The organism is Psychrobacter sp. W2-37-MNA-CIBAN-0211 (assembly GCF_040309405.1).
Taxonomy (GTDB): Bacteria; Pseudomonadota; Gammaproteobacteria; order Pseudomonadales; family Moraxellaceae; genus Psychrobacter; species Psychrobacter glaciei.
Genome location: NZ_JBEOOU010000004.1, coordinates 210,991 through 227,946, shown reverse-complemented (window position 1 = coordinate 227,946; position 16,956 = coordinate 210,991). Strand labels below are relative to the sequence as shown.

Sequence of the window (16,956 nt, the reverse complement as noted above, 5' to 3'; positions counted from 1 at the left end):
AGTCTGAATATCACTATAGTTTACTAAAAACGAATATATCGCTACGAACAACGAAAAAGTAGATTATAGTAGGACTGATGACATCGCTATGTGTTTGTATATAAGACTTTTTTAGACCCTATTTCTCACACACCCCTTTGCATTATTATTTAGCTGGATAATCCATGATTAAGAAAATAGTTTTAATATTAGCCGTATTGATGTTAGTCATTGGCTTTTTTTACTTTGACCTCAACCAATTATTGACACTTGAGGGTTTGAAGGGCTCGATGGATCAATTCGACCAATATAAAGCGCAGTCACCATGGTTGGTTATTGGTGGCTTCTTTTTAGTCTATATATTAGTCACGGCATTATCTTTACCTGGCGCTGCCATTATGACTTTGGCAGCTGGGGCGTTGTTTGGCTTGGTTCAAGGCTTATTGGTCGCCTCGTTTGCCTCAAGTATTGGTGCCACACTGGCCTTTTTGACCTCACGCTATTTACTGCGCGATTCTATCAAGCAGCGGTTCCCCGAACGTCTCGACTCTATTGACGCAGGCGTAAAAAAAGAAGGGGCCTTTTATCTATTTACCTTACGCCTCGTTCCAATATTCCCATTTTTCTTAATCAACCTATTGATGGGTGTCACCGCGATTAAGGCAAGAACCTTCTATTGGGTCAGCCAAGTAGGTATGCTCGCTGGCACCTTTGTTTATGTCAATGCAGGTACGCAGTTGGCACAAATCGAGAGCTTGTCAGGCATCTTATCTTTCAATTTGATTGCCTCATTCGCGCTACTAGGGTTTTTTCCGTTGATAGCTAAAAGCATCTTAAATACGATAAAAAAACGCCGCGTCTATAAAAATTACACCAAACCAAAGAAATTCGATCGCAATATGATTGTCATTGGTGCGGGTGCTGGCGGTCTAGTCACCAGTTATATCGCGGCCACCGTCAAAGCAAAAGTCACGCTGATTGAAGCGGGTGAGATGGGCGGCGACTGCTTAAACTACGGCTGCGTACCCAGTAAAGCCCTTATCAAAAGCGCGAAAGTCGCAGAACAGATGCGCAATGGCGAACGCTATGGTCTCAATAATATTCAACCAGAATTTTCATTCAAAAATGTCATGACACGCATCCATAAAGTCATCGCTGACATCGCGCCAAATGACAGCGTCGAGCGTTATACGGAATTGGGTGTCGAAGTGTTAAAAGGTTATGCTAAATTTATCGACCCATGGACGGTAGAAATTGCGCTAAACGATGGCGGCACGCAGCGACTCACCGCACGTTCCATTGTTGTCGCCACTGGTGCCCGTCCATTTATCCCAGACTTACCAGGTTTGGAAGAGACCGGTTATGTGACGAGCGATACGCTATGGAATAAGTTTACTGAATTGGAAGAAGCACCGAAAAATCTCGTCGTACTTGGCGGCGGGCCTATCGGCTCTGAGCTCGCACAAGCCTTTGCGCGCTTGGGTTCCAATGTGACTCAAATCGAAAGAGGCGCGCGTCTGATGAAAAAAGAAGACGTGGAAGTTTCAGAATTTGCGCAGCAAGTGCTCGTCGAGAGTGGCGTGAATGTCTTGACCTCGTATCAAGCGATTCGCTGTGAGACTCGCGATGGTAAAAAATTCATTATCGTTGAGCAATTAGACGACGATACAGATAAGCAAGACAGTCAAAATAAGCAAGAGATTGCTATTGAATATGATGAGTTGCTTTGTGCCGTTGGGCGTAGTGCTCGCCTCGAAGGCTACGGCCTAGAAGCGTTGGGCATCGAAACGGATCGTACTATCAATACCGATGATTACCTAGAAACTCTTTATCCTAATATCTACGCCGCAGGTGATGTCGTCGGCCCTTATCAATTTACCCATGTGGCTTCCCATCAGGCATGGTTCGCCGCGGTAAACGGTTTGTTTGGACATCTAAAGAAATTCAAGGTCGATTATCGCGTGATTCCGTGGACAACCTTTATCGATCCAGAAGTCGCACGTGTTGGCTTAAATGAGCAAGAAGCTATCGAAAAAGGCATCGATTTTGAGATTACCCGCTACGACTTTAAAGACTTAGATCGTGCGGTGACTGAAAGCGCCAATGTCGGCTTTATCAAAATCATCACACCTAAAGGTAAAGACAAAATACTTGGCGTGACCATCGTCGCTGAGCATGCTGGTGATATAATGCCTGAGTTTATACTGGCCATGAAACATGGTTTAGGGCTGAATAAAATACTCGGCACCATTCACATGTACCCGACATGGGCAGAAGGTAATAAATACGCGGCTGGTGAATGGAAACGCAATCATGCGCCTGAAAAAGTATTAAACTTGCTTGAAAAGTACCATACATGGCGTCGAGGTTAGTTGGATTTTTATCAACTGTGCTGAGAATATATCATCATAACGGAAACTTAAATGCACGTTATCAAATCCTTGCAAGCCTCATCGACCTTAAAAAACCTAAGCCGCTATAGCATCTATGCTATGGCGCTTGGCATTTGTATGGGTATTTCTGCCAGTACCGCTTCTACTACCAATGTATCAGATGATAAGAGTCTGTCGCACTGGCAACAGGTGCAAGAGACTGGCAAAAACCAAGATGTTTATTTTTATGCGTGGGGCGGCGACCCACAAATCAACGCCTATCTACAGTGGGCAGCTGAGCAAGTAGATGATAAATATAATATCAATTTAGTCCATGTGAAACTAAGCGACACCAGTGAAGCGGTCAGTCGCGTGCTGGCGGAAAAATCAGCCAATAACCATGATAAAGGCAGCGTAGATCTCATCTGGATTAATGGCGCAAACTTTGCCACCATGAGTGAAAACTCATTATTGCTCAAGCAATGGGCGAATAAGTTACCTAACTTTGCCCTTACCGATCCAGAAAACAACCCTACGGTGAACTTTGATTTTGGTGTACCCACCAATGGCATGGAAGCGCCATGGGGACAAGCCTCGCTGACTTTTTATTACGACCATTTATCGACTGATAAGCCACCAACGACGCTGAATGAGCTGGTCGATTGGACAGCACAAAATCCTGGACGTTTTAGCTACCCAAAGCCACCAGACTTTTTAGGAATGAGCTTTTTAAAATACGCCTTAGTCATGCTGCACGAACAACATGATGCTCAAACAGGTGAAAATACCAAGGCACAGCTCAACCTGCCAGCCACTGAGCAAAATACCGATCTGGTATTAGATCCGCTATGGACATTTTTGGATGACTTGCATCCAACACTATGGCGCAAAGGCGAGCAATTTGTACAAACGGGCGCGCAGATGCGGCGTTTGGTCGATGATACCGAGCTGAGTTTGGCCTTTACTTTTTCTGCACCTGAAGTGCCAGCGGCCGTGCAGCGTTATGATTTACCCGAGAGTATTCGTAGCTACGCAATGAGTGATGGCAGCTTAAGTAACACGCATTTTGTGGCCATTCCTTATAATGCCAGCCATCCGCAAGCGGCGCAGTTAGTCGCAAATTTCTTGATGAGCCCAGAAGCACAGGCCAAAAAACAAACGCCTTCTATATGGGGTGATAAAACGGTACTCGTCCAGTCTACACTCGACCCTGAACAACAAGCTTTATTTAAGAACAACCGACCACACCCTAGTGCCCTGCCCTTTGATAGTATCAAACGCACTGTCAGTGAACCACATCCAAGCTGGGTTGATGCCATTATGCAAGGCTGGCAGACACGTTATGGGGTCAGCCCATGAGTGACGTTTCTAACGATAAAACCACTGATGCAAGCGCTAGAATGCCTGCATCTTATAAGACAGACCTCTTTACGCGTATCGTATCTTTTAGTCCAAAATTTTTGTTGCTGCTGCTGATATTGCCGGTACTCGGTGGTTTGGTCAGCGTACTGCTGCCTGCGTTTAGTTGGCTACCTGCACTTGAGCAAACGACTTTTAGCCTACAAGGCTTTAACGATCTTTGGCAGACGCCTGGTCTTACTCAAATGGCTGCGCTAAGCATCGCTACTGGATTGCTAAGCACGCTACTCGCTTTCGTCATGACTTTAATGATATTGGCGGCATTTTTTAATAGCATTTGGCTCACTCGTATTGAGCGTTTGCTGAGTCCAATTTTGGTTATTCCTCATGCAGCGGCAGCCATTGCGGTGGGGTTTTTAATTGCGCCTTCTGGCATGTTTTCACGGCTCATCTCACCGTGGCTAAGCGGTTGGGAGTTGGCACCGGACGGTATGTTTCCACATGACCCTTATGGTATTAGTATCATTTTGGGTTTGACCTTAAAAGAGCTGCCATTTTTATTATTAATGGCACTAGGTGCTTTGGCACAACCTGAGCTGGGTAAAAAGCTGCATCAGCAATATAAAGTCGCGCTCAATCTCGGCTATTACCCCATCACTGCTTTTTTTAAAGCCGTCCTCCCTATCCTCTACCCCGTATTACGTCTGCCTATTTTAGCCGTCCTTGCCTATGCCAGTGCCAGTGTTGAGATGCCATTGATATTGGGTCCAAACACACCGCCCACACTCGCGGTCACAATTATGCAATGGTTTAATGATGTTGATCTAAACCTACGTATACGGGCTTCGGCAGGCGCGTTATTGCAACTGGCTTTGACGGGCGGATTAATCGCTTTGTGGCTTGCTGCTGAGAGAGCCATAAAAATTTGCTGTAATCCGTCATTGATTAATGGCAAGCGCAACTATGCCGATGCCTTAATGCAAAAAATGACCGCAGTTTTGACCACTGTGGTCATTGGTTTTATATTACTGGCACTCATGGGTCTGTTCATGTGGTCAGTGGCAGGCTTTTGGCGCTTTCCAGCCGTATTGCCAGAGCAGTTTGTGTTGTTACATTTTCAAAGCGCCTTTATGCAAATGGGCACGCCATTATTTAATACCCTTACGATCGGTATTGTGAGTACCTTATTTGCTATCGTCCTTGCTTTATTGTGCTTAGAAGCCGAACAACTAAGTAGCAAGCCTCTTTCAAAATTTACCAGTTTAATCATTTATTTGCCGCTGTTAGTACCCAGCATTGCCTTTTTATTTGGCTTGGTGTGGTTGCAACAATTGGTCAATAATCAAACGGCATTTTTTAATGTGGCGTTTACGCATTTATTGTTCGTGCTGCCCTATGTGTTTTTATCGCTTGCTAGCAGCTATCGACGTCTAGACCCTCGTTTTGCTCATGTGGCAGCCAATCTTGGCGCGACGCCAGCCAAAGTATTTTTGCAGGTCAAATTACCGCAGCTGTTTGCGCCTCTTTTAATTGCTATCGCGCTTGGTCTAGCGATTAGCTTTGGACAATACTTACCGACGTTATTAGCGGGCGGCGGACGTATCGCCACTATCACCACAGAAGCTGTGACTCTCGCCAATGGTGCCAGTAGGCGCACCAGTGCGGTGTATGCCACCATTCAAATGGCGTTACCGTTAATTGGCTTTATATTGGCGTGGGTATTGCCGAAATATTTCTTTAAAAGTGGTAGAAATAGCAGTCGTTAAAATGGTTTATTTTGAATAAAAACAGTTTCAAAAAACGCTGGTTTTGAACAACAACTCACTATAAAAACGCAGATAAAGGGTTTTTGATGCCATCATCTTTACAGATAAAAAACTTACAATTGTATCGAAAAGACGCGCTATTACTGAGCTTAGATGAGCAGATTGCAGGCGGTGAGATACTTACTATTATGGGCCCATCTGGCAGTGGTAAATCAAGCTTATTAAACTGGCTGACAGGCACATTACCACACGGCTTTACCGCGACTGGTGAGGTTTGGTTAAATGAGCAAAACGTGAGCCATCTACCGACGCACTTACGTCATATCGGCGTGCTCTATCAAGATGCGCTACTGTTTTCGCATTTATCAGTCGCAGGTAATATTGCCTTTGCGATGCCCAAAGACAATAAGCAGCGTGATAAAAGACAGCGCCTCGAAAAAATAGAACACGCCCTTGAGCAAGTGGGTTTAGCAGGTATGAGCAATCGCCATCCTGACAATCTGTCTGGCGGTCAGCAAGCACGTGTTGCCCTACTACGCACTCTATTGAGTGAGCCCAAAGCCATCCTACTCGATGAACCTTTTAGCAAGCTCGACACCCAGCTTAGAGCCGAGACCCAACAGTTAGTATTCAATCAAATCCGTACCCATAAACTTCCGGCTATCATGGTCACCCACGATCATAGTGATGCTGAAGCAGCAGAAGGTAAAGTCATTAATCTTAGTTATTAACTTTAGTTTTTAGCGGTAACATAAAAAGGTGATTACATGCTAGATAAGTTTATCACACCCGTCATCAAGCCTATATTAACGCCCATAGTCATCATGTTACATAAGCGCGGCGTTACTGCTGATCAATTGACAGTGGTCGGTTTTATTATCGGCATGCTAGCTTTACCACTACTGGCTAATCAGCTCTGGTTTGGTGCCCTTATCGCTATTGCTCTGAATCGTATTTTTGATGGCTTAGATGGCGCACTCGCACGTCATGCCAATCAAAGCTCAAGCGCAGGAGGCTACTTAGACATTACCCTCGACTTTTTATTTTATGCTGCCGTGCCGCTTGGCTTTATCTTGGCCAATCCTACACAAAACGCTATTGCAGGTGCATTACTACTGGCGGCATTCATCGGTACAGGTTCGAGCTTTTTGGCCTTTGCCATCGCTGCTGAAAAATTTGCATTAGACAAGCCGCAGTTTAAATACAAAAGCTTTTATTATTTGAATGGTCTCACAGAAGGCACTGAAACCATCGCATTGTTTGTCGCCTTTTGTATTTGGCCACAGCAGTTTGTCTTACTGGCCAGTATTTTTGCGGCTGCCTGCGCCATTACTATTTTTACCCGTATATATGGCGGTTACCAGACCCTCAAACGTTTAGAAGCAGACAGCCATTCAAACAGCATATAAACAGAATAAGCAAAGAGGTAGCCAATGACGAATGAGATATGGTGGCGACTGGGCTTCTTTTTCAGCATATTAATGATCATGATGCTGATTGAATGGCGCATGCCAGCACGTAAAGCCCCGATCAAAAGTAACAAGCGCTGGTTGGCTAACTTTGGCTTGGTGCTAGCATCATCAATTGTGGCGCGTTTGGCCGTACCGATAGGTCTAACGGCGGTTGCGCTGTATAATCAGCAGCACGGAATTGGCTTGTTCAATATGCTCGATTTATCCATTTTAGTGTCTATCGTATTGAGCTTGCTCGTGCTCGACATCATTATTTATTGGCAGCATCGATTGTTCCACCGAGTGCCCATTCTATGGCGCTTGCACAAAGTCCATCATGCTGATGCTCACGTAGATACCAGCACAGGGCTTAGGTTTCATCCTATTGAAATTGTCTTAAGTATATTGGTTAAACTCTTCATCGTCAGTGCATTGGGTGTGCCTGCCGTAGCCATACTAATATTTGAAATCGCCTTAAATGGCTTGGCGATGTTTAATCATGCCAATATTCGTCTGCCGCCTGCCATTGAAAAGCCTGCGCGTTTAATATTAATGACGCAAATTTTACATCGTATCCATCATAGCCAACGCGTGTCTGAAACCAATTCAAACTATGGGTTTAGCGTGATTTGGTGGGATAAGATCTTCGGTAGCTACAAGAGCGACGCTCAGAAGCCGGATAATGAGCTCGATATTGGGCTAAAAGAATATCCATCACCCAAACAAAACGCCTCGCTATGGGGATTGTTAGCGATGCCTTTCAGAGGTAAATCACTTAAAAGTAATTCACTTAAAAGTAAGCCACTTAAAAGTAAATGATTTACTTTATCGGTCGCTAGTGATCGTGGTAACGTCAATGACGAGGCAATACAAGCAGTCTTTAATACCGTACTTATCAGACGTCAAATTTTAGAAGCGGTCTTTGTTGCCGCTCAAAAAGTCACGGAAAATACACCAACTATTTGGCTAACATGCCAATAAATAGTATCTTTCAAACATATGCATGGCGAAATTGTCTAACCTAGAACGACTAGGCGTCAAAAATTTCACTGCGTATTGTCTAAAAAATAGCCACTGCCAGTTCCACATTTGAATACTCAACAGACCCTAATTGAAAACTAAAAAGATAAGGAATCACTATGAATAATTCAGAAAAACCATTACGAATAGATATCGTATCGGACGTGGTTTGCCCTTGGTGTGTCATCGGTTATCGACAATTGGCTGAAGCACTCAAGCAAACGAACACCGCCCATGAAATTCATTGGCATCCGTTTGATCTGAATCCTGACACTCCACCTGAAGGCCAGAACTTGCGTGAGCATATCGCTAAGAAGTACGGCTCAAGCAAGGAAGAGTCTGATGCTAGCCGCGCAATGATGACTAAGGCTGGTGCAGAAGTGGGTTTTGAGTTTAACTTCACCGAAGAAACTCGCACTTATAATACCTTTGATTTGCATCAGTTATTGCATTGGGCTAATCAACAAGGTCGAATGCATGATTTAAAGCAAGCCCTATTTGTCGCTCACTTTACCAATGCTAGAAATATCGCTGACACAGAAGTGCTGGCAGATATTGCAGCGGAGATTGGCTTGGATCGTAGCGAAGCCTTAGCAGTGCTAACAGATCAACGCTTTGCTGAAGACATACGTCAATCCCAGCAGCAGTGGCGTCAGCAAGGCATTCAAAGCGTACCCTCTGTTATCTTTAATCAAAAACATTTGGTGAGTGGCGCGCAAGGCGTTGAGAATTTCAAAAACATCTTGCAGCAATTAGCAGAACTTCAAGATTAATTGGTATTTCTCGTTAGGGCTAAAGTCTTTTTTGAAGCGCAGCTACTAGGGCGTGCCCTCATTTAAAATAAAAGGGCTACTTGAAGCTTTAAACTTCGAGTAGCCCTTTTTAGGTTTTATCCATTTATAAAATGAATGGACAATGCTGATTGACTTTTAGCCTAGCAACCATACTCAGCTAGCAAAAGAGTCATTGCGCATTTCTTCTATAGAAGATGCCATGTCTTCCGCCAGCGCATGCACCGCAGCACTATCGACATCACGCTGAGCAAAGGCACGCAGTCCCATAACTTCTGCCTGCAAACGACGTCCTAGCCTAACCGCATCAAGCTCACTATCAATCTCCCCCAGCCGCTGCGCCTCAACGAAGCATTCCGTAAAGCGTGTCTCCAAGCCCGCCAGTAATTTTTCGACTTTATCTAATGCTGATTGCTCTCGAGCCCCAAGCTCCAGTAAGCTTTTGACCAACATACAGGCCCGACTTGGTATTTTTTGGTCGCGGATACCACCCAGTTGACGCATATAAGCTGCCAAACCTAATAAAGGTGACTCATGGCTAGCTAGTACGCGTTCAAGCTCCATCAGTGCGGCATGGGCGTAATGCTCTAGCGCTTCTTGAAACAGGCCATTCTTATTGCCAAATGCAGCATAGATACTACCCGGGCGCATATCGAGGACTTGTTCGATATCTTTTAGAGAGGTGGCATGAAAGCCCTTTTGCCAGAACAGCTGTATAGCGCGCTCTAAGGCTTCTTGACGATTATATAGCGTAGTACGTGACATAATATTTTCCAATTTCTCAAAGCCATGACTCCTATATGAAGTCAGTATAGCTGTATCGTATCGTTTGAGTAATTATTCAATTTTAACTTGAATGATTGCTCAAGTCCAGTTAAAGTAAGGTCAACTAGCCTCCAATGGAGCGTTAGGTGGGGGTTTATGTAAAGCTCGTTCATAAACACTAAACAAATCATAATTGACTGACTATAAGAAGCTTGATTTAAAAGAAGCTTGATTTAATAATCGAATCTTTTAGCTTTCGTTATTCACATTATTATAAAAATTCAAAGGATAAAAACATGCAATCAAATGACTCTCAAAAACTTCGCGCCGGTTCTCAATTCCCTGATCTACAGGTACAAATGCGAGATGGCGAAATGCAATCGTTGGGTAAGCCTGAAAATGGTCACGATTGGAAATTAGTGGTTGTTTATCGAGGCAAGCACTGCCCGATTTGTACTAAATATCTTAACCAGTTAGAAACGGTCAAAACGTCATTTGCCGACGCTGGTGTCGATATCATTGCCGTATCAGCTGATAGTAAGCAGCAGTTAGAAACCCATCTAGAAGAATTAAACATTAACTTCCCGATCGCTTACGGTTTGACAGTTGAGCAGATGAACACGCTAGGGCTTTATATCTCTGATCCACGCTCAGAAAAAGAGACCGATCATCCTTTTGCAGAGCCTGGTGTATTCGTTATCAATGCCAAAGGAGACATCCACATTATTGACATCTCTAACGCGCCTTTTGCTCGACCTGAGCTTGAATCGCTTGCCAGTGGATTGTCTTATATTCGAGGAAACGACTACCCGATTCGCGGCACGCATTAATAGCCGTATTAATACCACGGCTACTACTAGGGCATATCCTCATTTTAAAATAGGGACACGCCCTAAACGTGATATCGAAAAAGATAATATCTTAAAATATCAAAAGCCCCTCAAACTGTATAGTTTGAGGGGCTTTTGATATAGACCAACGCAACAGACTCTAAACTTAATCAATGCTTAGCAGCGCTAACCGGTATTGCGTAAGCCCGCTGCCAGTGCATTAATACTGCGGATTAATGGGTCTTCTACGTTGATATCATCATGGTCGGCATATTCCACCGTATCTTGTTGTCTGGCACGCTTTAACAGCTCAATCTGTATATAGTTAATAGGGTCTAGATAAGCGTCTCGCCATTGCAGGGATGCCGCAAGGTTTTGTTGATTGGATAATAAAGAGTCTTGCTCAAGCAAGGAGTTTAAGCCTGAATTGGTCAGCGTGTATTCATCAGTGACAGCTGTCATGATTTTTTGGCGTAACGGTTCATCATCACATAGTTGGCTATAGGCCTGTGCAATATTCATATTGGCTTTGGTAAAAGCCATTTCGATATTACTGATAAATACGCTGAAAAACGGCCAGTGTTTATTCATCTCTTTCATTAATGCTTCGTCAGCTTTGACACTATGCAGCGCACTACCTACGCCATACCAAGCAGGTAAAGTGAAGCGCGCCAATGACCAACCGAACACCCAAGGAATGGCTCGCAAAGTCGTCTTACTTGGTAGACCTTTTTTACGATGGGCTGGGCGTGAGCCAATATTTAATAAAGAGATTTCTTGTACTGGGGTTACCTGCGAGTAGAATTTATAAAACCCTTCAGTATTGTCGGTCAGCTCACGATAACGTTGCTCGCCCGCGTCTGCTAAGCGTGCAAACAAGTCTTCATAATTTGGCAGCTCAGTGGGTTGCACCACGAACCTTGAGGAGCAGGCTTTGAGTGTGCCCGTGATCGCCATGGTCAGCTCAAATACTGCGGTATCGGTATTGGCATACTTAGCGTAGAGAACTTCACCTTGCTCAGTCACTTTAATCTGACCATGCAGTGTACCCGCTGGTTGCGCAGCAATGGCTTTGTGCGTTGACCCACCACCACGGCTCACTGAACCGCCACGACCATGGAATAAGCGGGTTTTGATGCCATACTTTTCAGCAATGCTATTAATGGTTTGCTGTGCGCTATAAAGCTGCCACGCAGAAGTAATAATACCACCATCTTTCGATGAGTCTGAATAACCCAACATGATTTCTTGGGTGTTATCTGAGTGTTGCAGCAACCCGCGATACAGTGGGTTGTCTAGCACGGCAGGCAAGATTTTATCGATATTTTTAAGATCTTCAATGGTTTCAAACAACGGTGCCACTGGTAAGTCAGCAGACAATTGACCTTCATCATCGAGCCTGCATAGGCCTGCAAACCGCATTAATAGTAATACTTCTAATAGCTGACTGGCGTTATTGGTCATCGAAATTACATAACTGCCAAAGGTGTCAGCGCCAACAAGTTTTCGTAACATTGCGACTGAATTCATCAGTGACAATTGCTCACGTGTTTTGTCTGTCAAGTTATCGGTATAGATAAGTGGCGTACCGGGTTTTTCTAGTAAGCGTGTCAGCCACTCTTGACGTTCGGTTTCGCTTAGCGCTTGATAATCTGGTAGGTTGGAGGCACTGGCAAAAATATCAGCAATAACCTCGCTATGGTATGAGGACTCTTGACGGATATCGAGCGCTGCTAAATGAAAGCCGCAGGTTTTGACCAAACGAATCATATCGAGCAATAACCCGTCTGCATGTGCCGTATCGTGTGTATTCACGCTATGACGGATAATGCGCAAGTCCTCTAGTAACTCTTCTGGATTGCGATAAGCATCCTTCTCGGCCTCAATATCAGTGCCTTTGCTCTGAATGCGGCGATTGGTCGCTTTGACTTTAGTAAGAATGACAGAGAGCAATCGACGATAAGGCTCATTACCATAGTCATCGAGATTATAATCAAACACACGCTGATCAAGCTCACCGTAACTGGTGATTTTGGCATATACGTCAGGTGAAACGGTGACAGTCGTATCACTATGGATGAGCTGGCGACGCAGTTTTTTTAGTAGCACTTGGTAGTGACGCAACACAGTATCCGCATGCATTAATACGGCAAGCTCTGTGGTCTCAAAAGTCACGAAAGGATTGCCATCTCTATCGCCGCCGATCCACGAACCAAAGCTCATAAATGCAGGTAACGGATAGTCTGTCAGCTCTGGATAGATATCAACAATGGCTTTTTTGATATTACGATATACCTTTGGGATGGCATTAAACAAGCTGGCGTTAAAATAATGTAAGCCATTATTGATTTCGTCATATACCAGTGGCTTACGCGTTCGCACTTCATCAGATGACCATAACAAGTCAATCGTTTGCGCCGTTTGCTCTTTGGCCTGCTCGTAAGCAAAACTGTTTTCGGTCAAATTATTTAAGGCATCGCTATGCGTGAATAGACTTTGTAAGATGTTCATCGTGGTACGGCGACGAGCTTCAGTAGGATGCGCGGTGAATACAGGCGTAAACTTTAGCTGATCAATCAGCTCTTGCATTTGAGCGGGCTCAATATTACGCTCACGACACTCAAGCAACGTACGACGAAACGAGCCTTCCCAGCTTTGCTCAGACTGCATGCGCTGCGCGTGACGTTGCTCTCGCAAGTAATTCTCTTCGCTTAAATTGGCTAAGAAAAAATAGATAGAAAACCCACGTATGACGTTTTTTAAGGTTTGATTGTCCAAAGAAGCGATAAAATCGATGAGCTGCTGTTTATGGGCTTCGTTAGGCTCACGGCGCTGCTGAATAAAGCCTTTACGCAGCGTCTCAATCGTATCTAGCGTCTGCTCACCAGATTGGCGAGAGATGGCATTGCCAAGCAATGAACCCAACAAGCTGGTGCGTTTACGTAGTACGTTATTATCTAGTGTCATCTTCAACCTTCTTATTAAATGAGTGAGTACCAATGAATGAGTAACATAGTAAATTTATGATTTTAGTTGCTTAACCTATGGCTGTTTATTGATATAAATAATTCACTTTTATTATTTTAGCTGCCCAAGCAATTTACCACATTAACCATAGCAAAACTATCGAACCTCGATAACATAACCAAGCTCTAAAATTGTAGACTCACCCTAATAGACGAAAAATATAAAATACGACAAAAAGTGAACTCGATATAAGATCAAAAAACCTGCATCCCTTTGTATGCATATTATTGTCACTAACACAGCGATTTTATGAGTTATTCATCATTGCATTCAAACACGATATATAGTCAAAATACCCCAGAAAAGCTACGATACTGCTGATATCAATTTTTTGTAGCCTCTGTCTGCGTAGGCACAGCAAGCAAGAAAAATTGATATCAGCAGTGCGTGATGTATCTATATTACTGTTCACTGACTACGCCAGCCCAAAACTTAGCAAAAAGCCTCGTGAGCTTGCACTACGAGGCTATATTTGAGGCGTGTCATCAATGATATTATGATGTAATGTCGAGATAGTCATAAGCAGTCAGCTCATAAAAATAGAGTCTAACATCATTATCTTTTTCTCGATTTAGTGCTTCTCTATTCGACTGATAGTCACCCCTGTAAAGCCAAATAATATCGTCAACAGTAGCGACAAATAACAGAAGAACGCATAAGGCAGATAATCAAGCACGGGCACACCTAACGCCTGACTGATGAACACACCGCACACACTCCAAGGCACTAGCGGATTAATAACCGTACCGGCATCTTCAATCGTACGAGACAGATTCTTAGGATGTAAATTCAAACGCTCGAACGTCGGACGAAAGGCAGTACCTGATAGTAAGATACTCAAATACTGCTCACCAATCAGTACGTTGATGCTTAGAGCAGACATGGCAGCGGCAAATATGGCGCGTCCTGATGTCGTTAATGTGTCTTTGATCCCCAATAACAGTGCTGGTAAAATACCCAATGCCGTTAGTAGTCCACCAAGACTGAGTGCCAATATCACAATCGCTTGGGTAAAGAACATACTCTGCACACCGCCGCGCGATAGCATGCCCCCTACTTCACCCAGCTCTAATGATTCAGCGGGCGCATACCCTGCAAATAGATAACCACCTAATTGTCCAAAGCTCGGTGAGCTGTGCAAATAAGTAATAATCAATGCCGCAACAATGGTACAGATAATCGTATAGATAGCATTCACGCGAAAGATAGCCAATCCAACCAGCACGACAAAAGGCAATACCGCATAGCCTTGTACCAGTCCACTTTCAATCAACTGCCCTTGCAAGATAGTCACCTGACTCAAATCAGAGCCAGCAGTCTGACCCGAGAAAAACCAAAAAATGATGACCGTCAGTATCCACGCTGGTACCGTGGTGTACATCATATTGCGAATATGCTCAAACAAATCAATACCCACCACCGATGAAGCAATGGTACAGGTATCCGATAATGGCGACATTTTATCACCAAAAAATGCGCCTGATACCACAGCACCCGCCGCAATCGCCACGTTGGCATCAAACGCATTACTCATCCCAATAAAAGCCACGCCCAATGTCGCGGCAGTGGTCAAACTACTGCCTAAGGCAATACCGATAATAGAAGTCAGCACAAAGGCAGAGATATAGTAATACTCAGGTGAAATCAGCTGAAAGCCAAAATACATCAGCGTTGGAATGGCACCAGACATCATCAAGGCGGCGACCATTAAACCGATAAAGAAAAACAGATAAATGGCACCGATACCACGCATGACACCTGATGCCATTTGCGACTGCATATCATCAAAGCTTAATCCTTTGAACAGACCTATGCCCAGCAAGACACAGATAGCGAGAATCAATGATAAATGTGGTACCCAGCCAAAGCCAATCATGGTGACACCCATGATGGCGATGACAATGGCAGAAATCATAAAAGCAAGTTGAGGCGAAATTTGGGTTAATATCTTTGGCGGCATCACACGTCCTTAGCTTGCCAGCTGTATCTGGCATAGAGGTTGGCTTTGAGTGTGGCAAGTTTAATGAGTTGCAATGCTTATTGCTACCCTCATCACTTACCAAATAGGCTATCGGTCTTTGCAGCCATAACAAAGTCATTGCGATGCAACCCTTTAATACTATGCGACCACCACGTCACGGTGGCTTTGCCCCACTCTACCAAGATGCCAGGATGATGCCCTTCTGCTTCAGCGATGTCTGCCAATTGATTGGCAAACTCCATCGCCTTGACGAAATTTTTAAATTTATATTGACGTTGTAATTGCTTGATGCCATCGACGTCAATCAATGACCAATCTGGAATTTGCTGTAATAGCTCGCTTGCCTCAGTATCCTCAACTGTTGGTGCACCAATACGGCAGGCTTCACAGCTGGCTTGTGATAATGTCGTCATTATAATTTCCTTTTATGTTGATCGTTGTTTTTTTAGTAAATATACGTCCGTGTTGACGCTGTTCTTATTGCTATATGATTTAAATAATACTGTGCTTCCCAATCATGTATTAAGCATTTTTTGCCGTATAAGCTGGCTCAAACAATCCCAGTGACATGGCTTGTTTGACCATTCCCATGATGTCGCTATTAACGATATCGAATAACGTATCCAAATCATCAATGACATAATAAATCGGCTGAATATGATCGATACGATAAGGGGTACGTAACACATCAAGCAAGTCAAACGCTCGATGCTCTGGTTGAGGCTGGGGCTTATGTTGAGAACGAGGTTCTGCTTGCTGCTCAGAACTAGCATTGAGCGCATAAATGGTCTCAGATGGTGAGCTTAAGATGCCACCGCCATAGATTCGACGGTTATCTTGGGTTTTCCCCACCAAACCAAACTCGATGGTAAACCAATAAAGCCGTGCCAAAAACCATCTTTCTTCTTTACTGGCATTGAGACCCAGCTTGCCATAAGTCTCATTAAAAGTCGCAAATGCAGGGTGTGTCAGTAGCGGACAATGTCCAACGATTTCGTGGAAAATATCAGGCTCTTCAATATAGTCCATATCATCAAATCGACGGATAAAAGTTGCAACGGGAAAGGATTTATTGGCAAGCAATTTGAAAAACTTACCAAAGCTTATTAACGCGGGGACAGCAGCAGTTTGCCAACCAGTGGTTGCTTGCAGTACCTCGTCGATATCATGTAGTTGTGGAATACGGGTGGCGGGCAAATCCAGTTTTTTCAAACCGTCTAGATAGGCTGGGCAGGCACGATTGGGTATTTGCTCGGCTTGCCGCTCAAGTAACGATTGCCACATGCCATTTTCATCGTCACTATAGTGAATATGACCATGACTGTCTGGCTGATGCGACACGTAAGGTTGTTTTTTCGGAGTAGAATCACTCTTTCTATGCGCAGTGTCATCGTGGCTAGCAGCATCATTGCTTGGTGTTTTAGAAGCGACACTATTGGCACCGATGGTGGTATTAAGAGAATCTATATGTGATAGGCGTTCCATGCCTGCGTTCCTTTTATTGCAGTTAGCGCTTTAAATGTTGTTAGTCGCTTTCAATTATGATTGAACCATCACATTGGCTTCACGACATTACAAAGTGCAGAGCTCATTATGGGCAAGAAAAATTACTTTC

At 44.1% G+C, this 16,956-nt stretch carries 13 protein-coding genes; 8 read left to right on the top strand and 5 right to left on the bottom strand.

Features of this window, described 5'->3' with window-relative positions; translation table 11 throughout:
• The first annotated feature begins 164 nt into the window (after positions 1 to 164).
• The 7 genes from AAEY72_RS06845 (at position 165) to AAEY72_RS06815 (ending at position 8,720) form a co-directional block, all read left to right on the top strand.
• Positions 165 to 2,351, top strand: coding sequence for a dihydrolipoyl dehydrogenase family protein (locus tag AAEY72_RS06845; protein WP_352309981.1), 2,187 nt, complete (start codon positions 165 to 167; stop codon positions 2,349 to 2,351).
• A gap of 51 nt (positions 2,352 to 2,402) precedes the next feature.
• Entirely contained in the window at positions 2,403 to 3,710 is a 1,308-nt protein-coding gene (locus tag AAEY72_RS06840) for an ABC transporter substrate-binding protein (RefSeq protein WP_352309980.1), read from the top strand.
• Complete coding sequence (locus AAEY72_RS06835; RefSeq protein WP_352309979.1) at positions 3,707 to 5,476, top strand: ABC transporter permease; 1,770 nt, start codon at positions 3,707 to 3,709, stop codon at positions 5,474 to 5,476. The genes AAEY72_RS06840 and AAEY72_RS06835 overlap by 4 nt, the downstream gene beginning before the upstream one ends.
• An 86-nt stretch (positions 5,477 to 5,562) precedes the next feature.
• Complete coding sequence (locus tag AAEY72_RS06830; RefSeq protein WP_352309978.1) at positions 5,563 to 6,207, top strand: ATP-binding cassette domain-containing protein; 645 nt, start codon at positions 5,563 to 5,565, stop codon at positions 6,205 to 6,207.
• Between the two features lie 36 nt (positions 6,208 to 6,243).
• Positions 6,244 to 6,885, top strand: coding sequence for a CDP-alcohol phosphatidyltransferase family protein (locus AAEY72_RS06825; protein ID WP_352309977.1), 642 nt, complete (start codon positions 6,244 to 6,246; stop codon positions 6,883 to 6,885).
• Positions 6,886 to 6,909: 24 nt separating this feature from the next.
• Positions 6,910 to 7,746 carry a sterol desaturase family protein gene (locus tag AAEY72_RS06820; protein WP_352309976.1) on the top strand — a complete coding sequence of 279 codons (837 nt, stop codon included), beginning with the start codon at positions 6,910 to 6,912 and terminating at the stop codon, positions 7,744 to 7,746.
• Positions 7,747 to 8,066: 320 nt separating this feature from the next.
• On the top strand, positions 8,067 to 8,720 hold the full coding sequence (locus AAEY72_RS06815; protein ID WP_352309975.1) for a DsbA family oxidoreductase: 654 nt from the start codon (positions 8,067 to 8,069) through the stop codon (positions 8,718 to 8,720).
• Positions 8,721 to 8,894: 174 nt separating this feature from the next.
• Here the strand turns inward: AAEY72_RS06815 and AAEY72_RS06810 are convergent, their stop codons facing one another.
• Entirely contained in the window at positions 8,895 to 9,503 is a 609-nt protein-coding gene (locus tag AAEY72_RS06810; RefSeq protein WP_194619714.1) for a TetR/AcrR family transcriptional regulator, read from the bottom strand.
• Positions 9,504 to 9,799: 296 nt separating this feature from the next.
• Between AAEY72_RS06810 and AAEY72_RS06805 the strand changes: the two genes are divergently transcribed.
• Positions 9,800 to 10,333, top strand: coding sequence for a peroxiredoxin-like family protein (locus tag AAEY72_RS06805; RefSeq protein ID WP_189585172.1), 534 nt, complete (start codon positions 9,800 to 9,802; stop codon positions 10,331 to 10,333).
• A 186-nt stretch (positions 10,334 to 10,519) separates the two neighbouring features.
• Here AAEY72_RS06805 and ppc read toward each other — a convergent pair whose 3' ends face one another.
• From ppc to phhA, 4 genes are all read right to left on the bottom strand, one after another.
• The gene (gene ppc / locus AAEY72_RS06800) at positions 10,520 to 13,300 is read right to left on the bottom strand and encodes a phosphoenolpyruvate carboxylase (RefSeq protein WP_352309974.1); all 2,781 of its coding nucleotides are present in this window, start codon (positions 13,298 to 13,300) and stop codon (positions 10,520 to 10,522) included.
• A 631-nt stretch (positions 13,301 to 13,931) separates the two neighbouring features.
• Positions 13,932 to 15,320, bottom strand: coding sequence for a Na+/H+ antiporter NhaC family protein (locus AAEY72_RS06795; RefSeq protein ID WP_352309973.1), 1,389 nt, complete (start codon positions 15,318 to 15,320; stop codon positions 13,932 to 13,934).
• 92 nt (positions 15,321 to 15,412) lie between these two features.
• Positions 15,413 to 15,754, bottom strand: coding sequence for a 4a-hydroxytetrahydrobiopterin dehydratase (locus AAEY72_RS06790; RefSeq protein ID WP_194619716.1), 342 nt, complete (start codon positions 15,752 to 15,754; stop codon positions 15,413 to 15,415).
• Between the two features lie 109 nt (positions 15,755 to 15,863).
• Positions 15,864 to 16,826 carry a phenylalanine 4-monooxygenase gene (gene phhA, locus AAEY72_RS06785; protein ID WP_352309972.1) on the bottom strand — a complete coding sequence of 321 codons (963 nt, stop codon included), beginning with the start codon at positions 16,824 to 16,826 and terminating at the stop codon, positions 15,864 to 15,866.
• Between the last annotated feature and the right edge of the window lie 130 nt (positions 16,827 to 16,956).

Coding starts and splice junctions, on each gene's coding strand:
- AAEY72_RS06825 (WP_352309977.1), top strand. CDS start 6,244: ATGCTAGATAAGTTTATCACACCCGTCATCAAGCCTATATTAACGCCC.
- AAEY72_RS06815 (WP_352309975.1), top strand. CDS start 8,067: ATGAATAATTCAGAAAAACCATTACGAATAGATATCGTATCGGACGTG.
- AAEY72_RS06840 (WP_352309980.1), top strand. CDS start 2,403: ATGCACGTTATCAAATCCTTGCAAGCCTCATCGACCTTAAAAAACCTA.
- AAEY72_RS06820 (WP_352309976.1), top strand. CDS start 6,910: ATGACGAATGAGATATGGTGGCGACTGGGCTTCTTTTTCAGCATATTA.
- AAEY72_RS06790 (WP_194619716.1), bottom strand. CDS start 15,754: ATGACGACATTATCACAAGCCAGCTGTGAAGCCTGCCGTATTGGTGCA.
- AAEY72_RS06805 (WP_189585172.1), top strand. CDS start 9,800: ATGCAATCAAATGACTCTCAAAAACTTCGCGCCGGTTCTCAATTCCCT.
- AAEY72_RS06835 (WP_352309979.1), top strand. CDS start 3,707: ATGAGTGACGTTTCTAACGATAAAACCACTGATGCAAGCGCTAGAATG.
- AAEY72_RS06830 (WP_352309978.1), top strand. CDS start 5,563: ATGCCATCATCTTTACAGATAAAAAACTTACAATTGTATCGAAAAGAC.
- phhA (WP_352309972.1), bottom strand. CDS start 16,826: ATGGAACGCCTATCACATATAGATTCTCTTAATACCACCATCGGTGCC.
- AAEY72_RS06795 (WP_352309973.1), bottom strand. CDS start 15,320: ATGCCGCCAAAGATATTAACCCAAATTTCGCCTCAACTTGCTTTTATG.
- AAEY72_RS06845 (WP_352309981.1), top strand. CDS start 165: ATGATTAAGAAAATAGTTTTAATATTAGCCGTATTGATGTTAGTCATT.
- ppc (WP_352309974.1), bottom strand. CDS start 13,300: ATGACACTAGATAATAACGTACTACGTAAACGCACCAGCTTGTTGGGT.
- AAEY72_RS06810 (WP_194619714.1), bottom strand. CDS start 9,503: ATGTCACGTACTACGCTATATAATCGTCAAGAAGCCTTAGAGCGCGCT.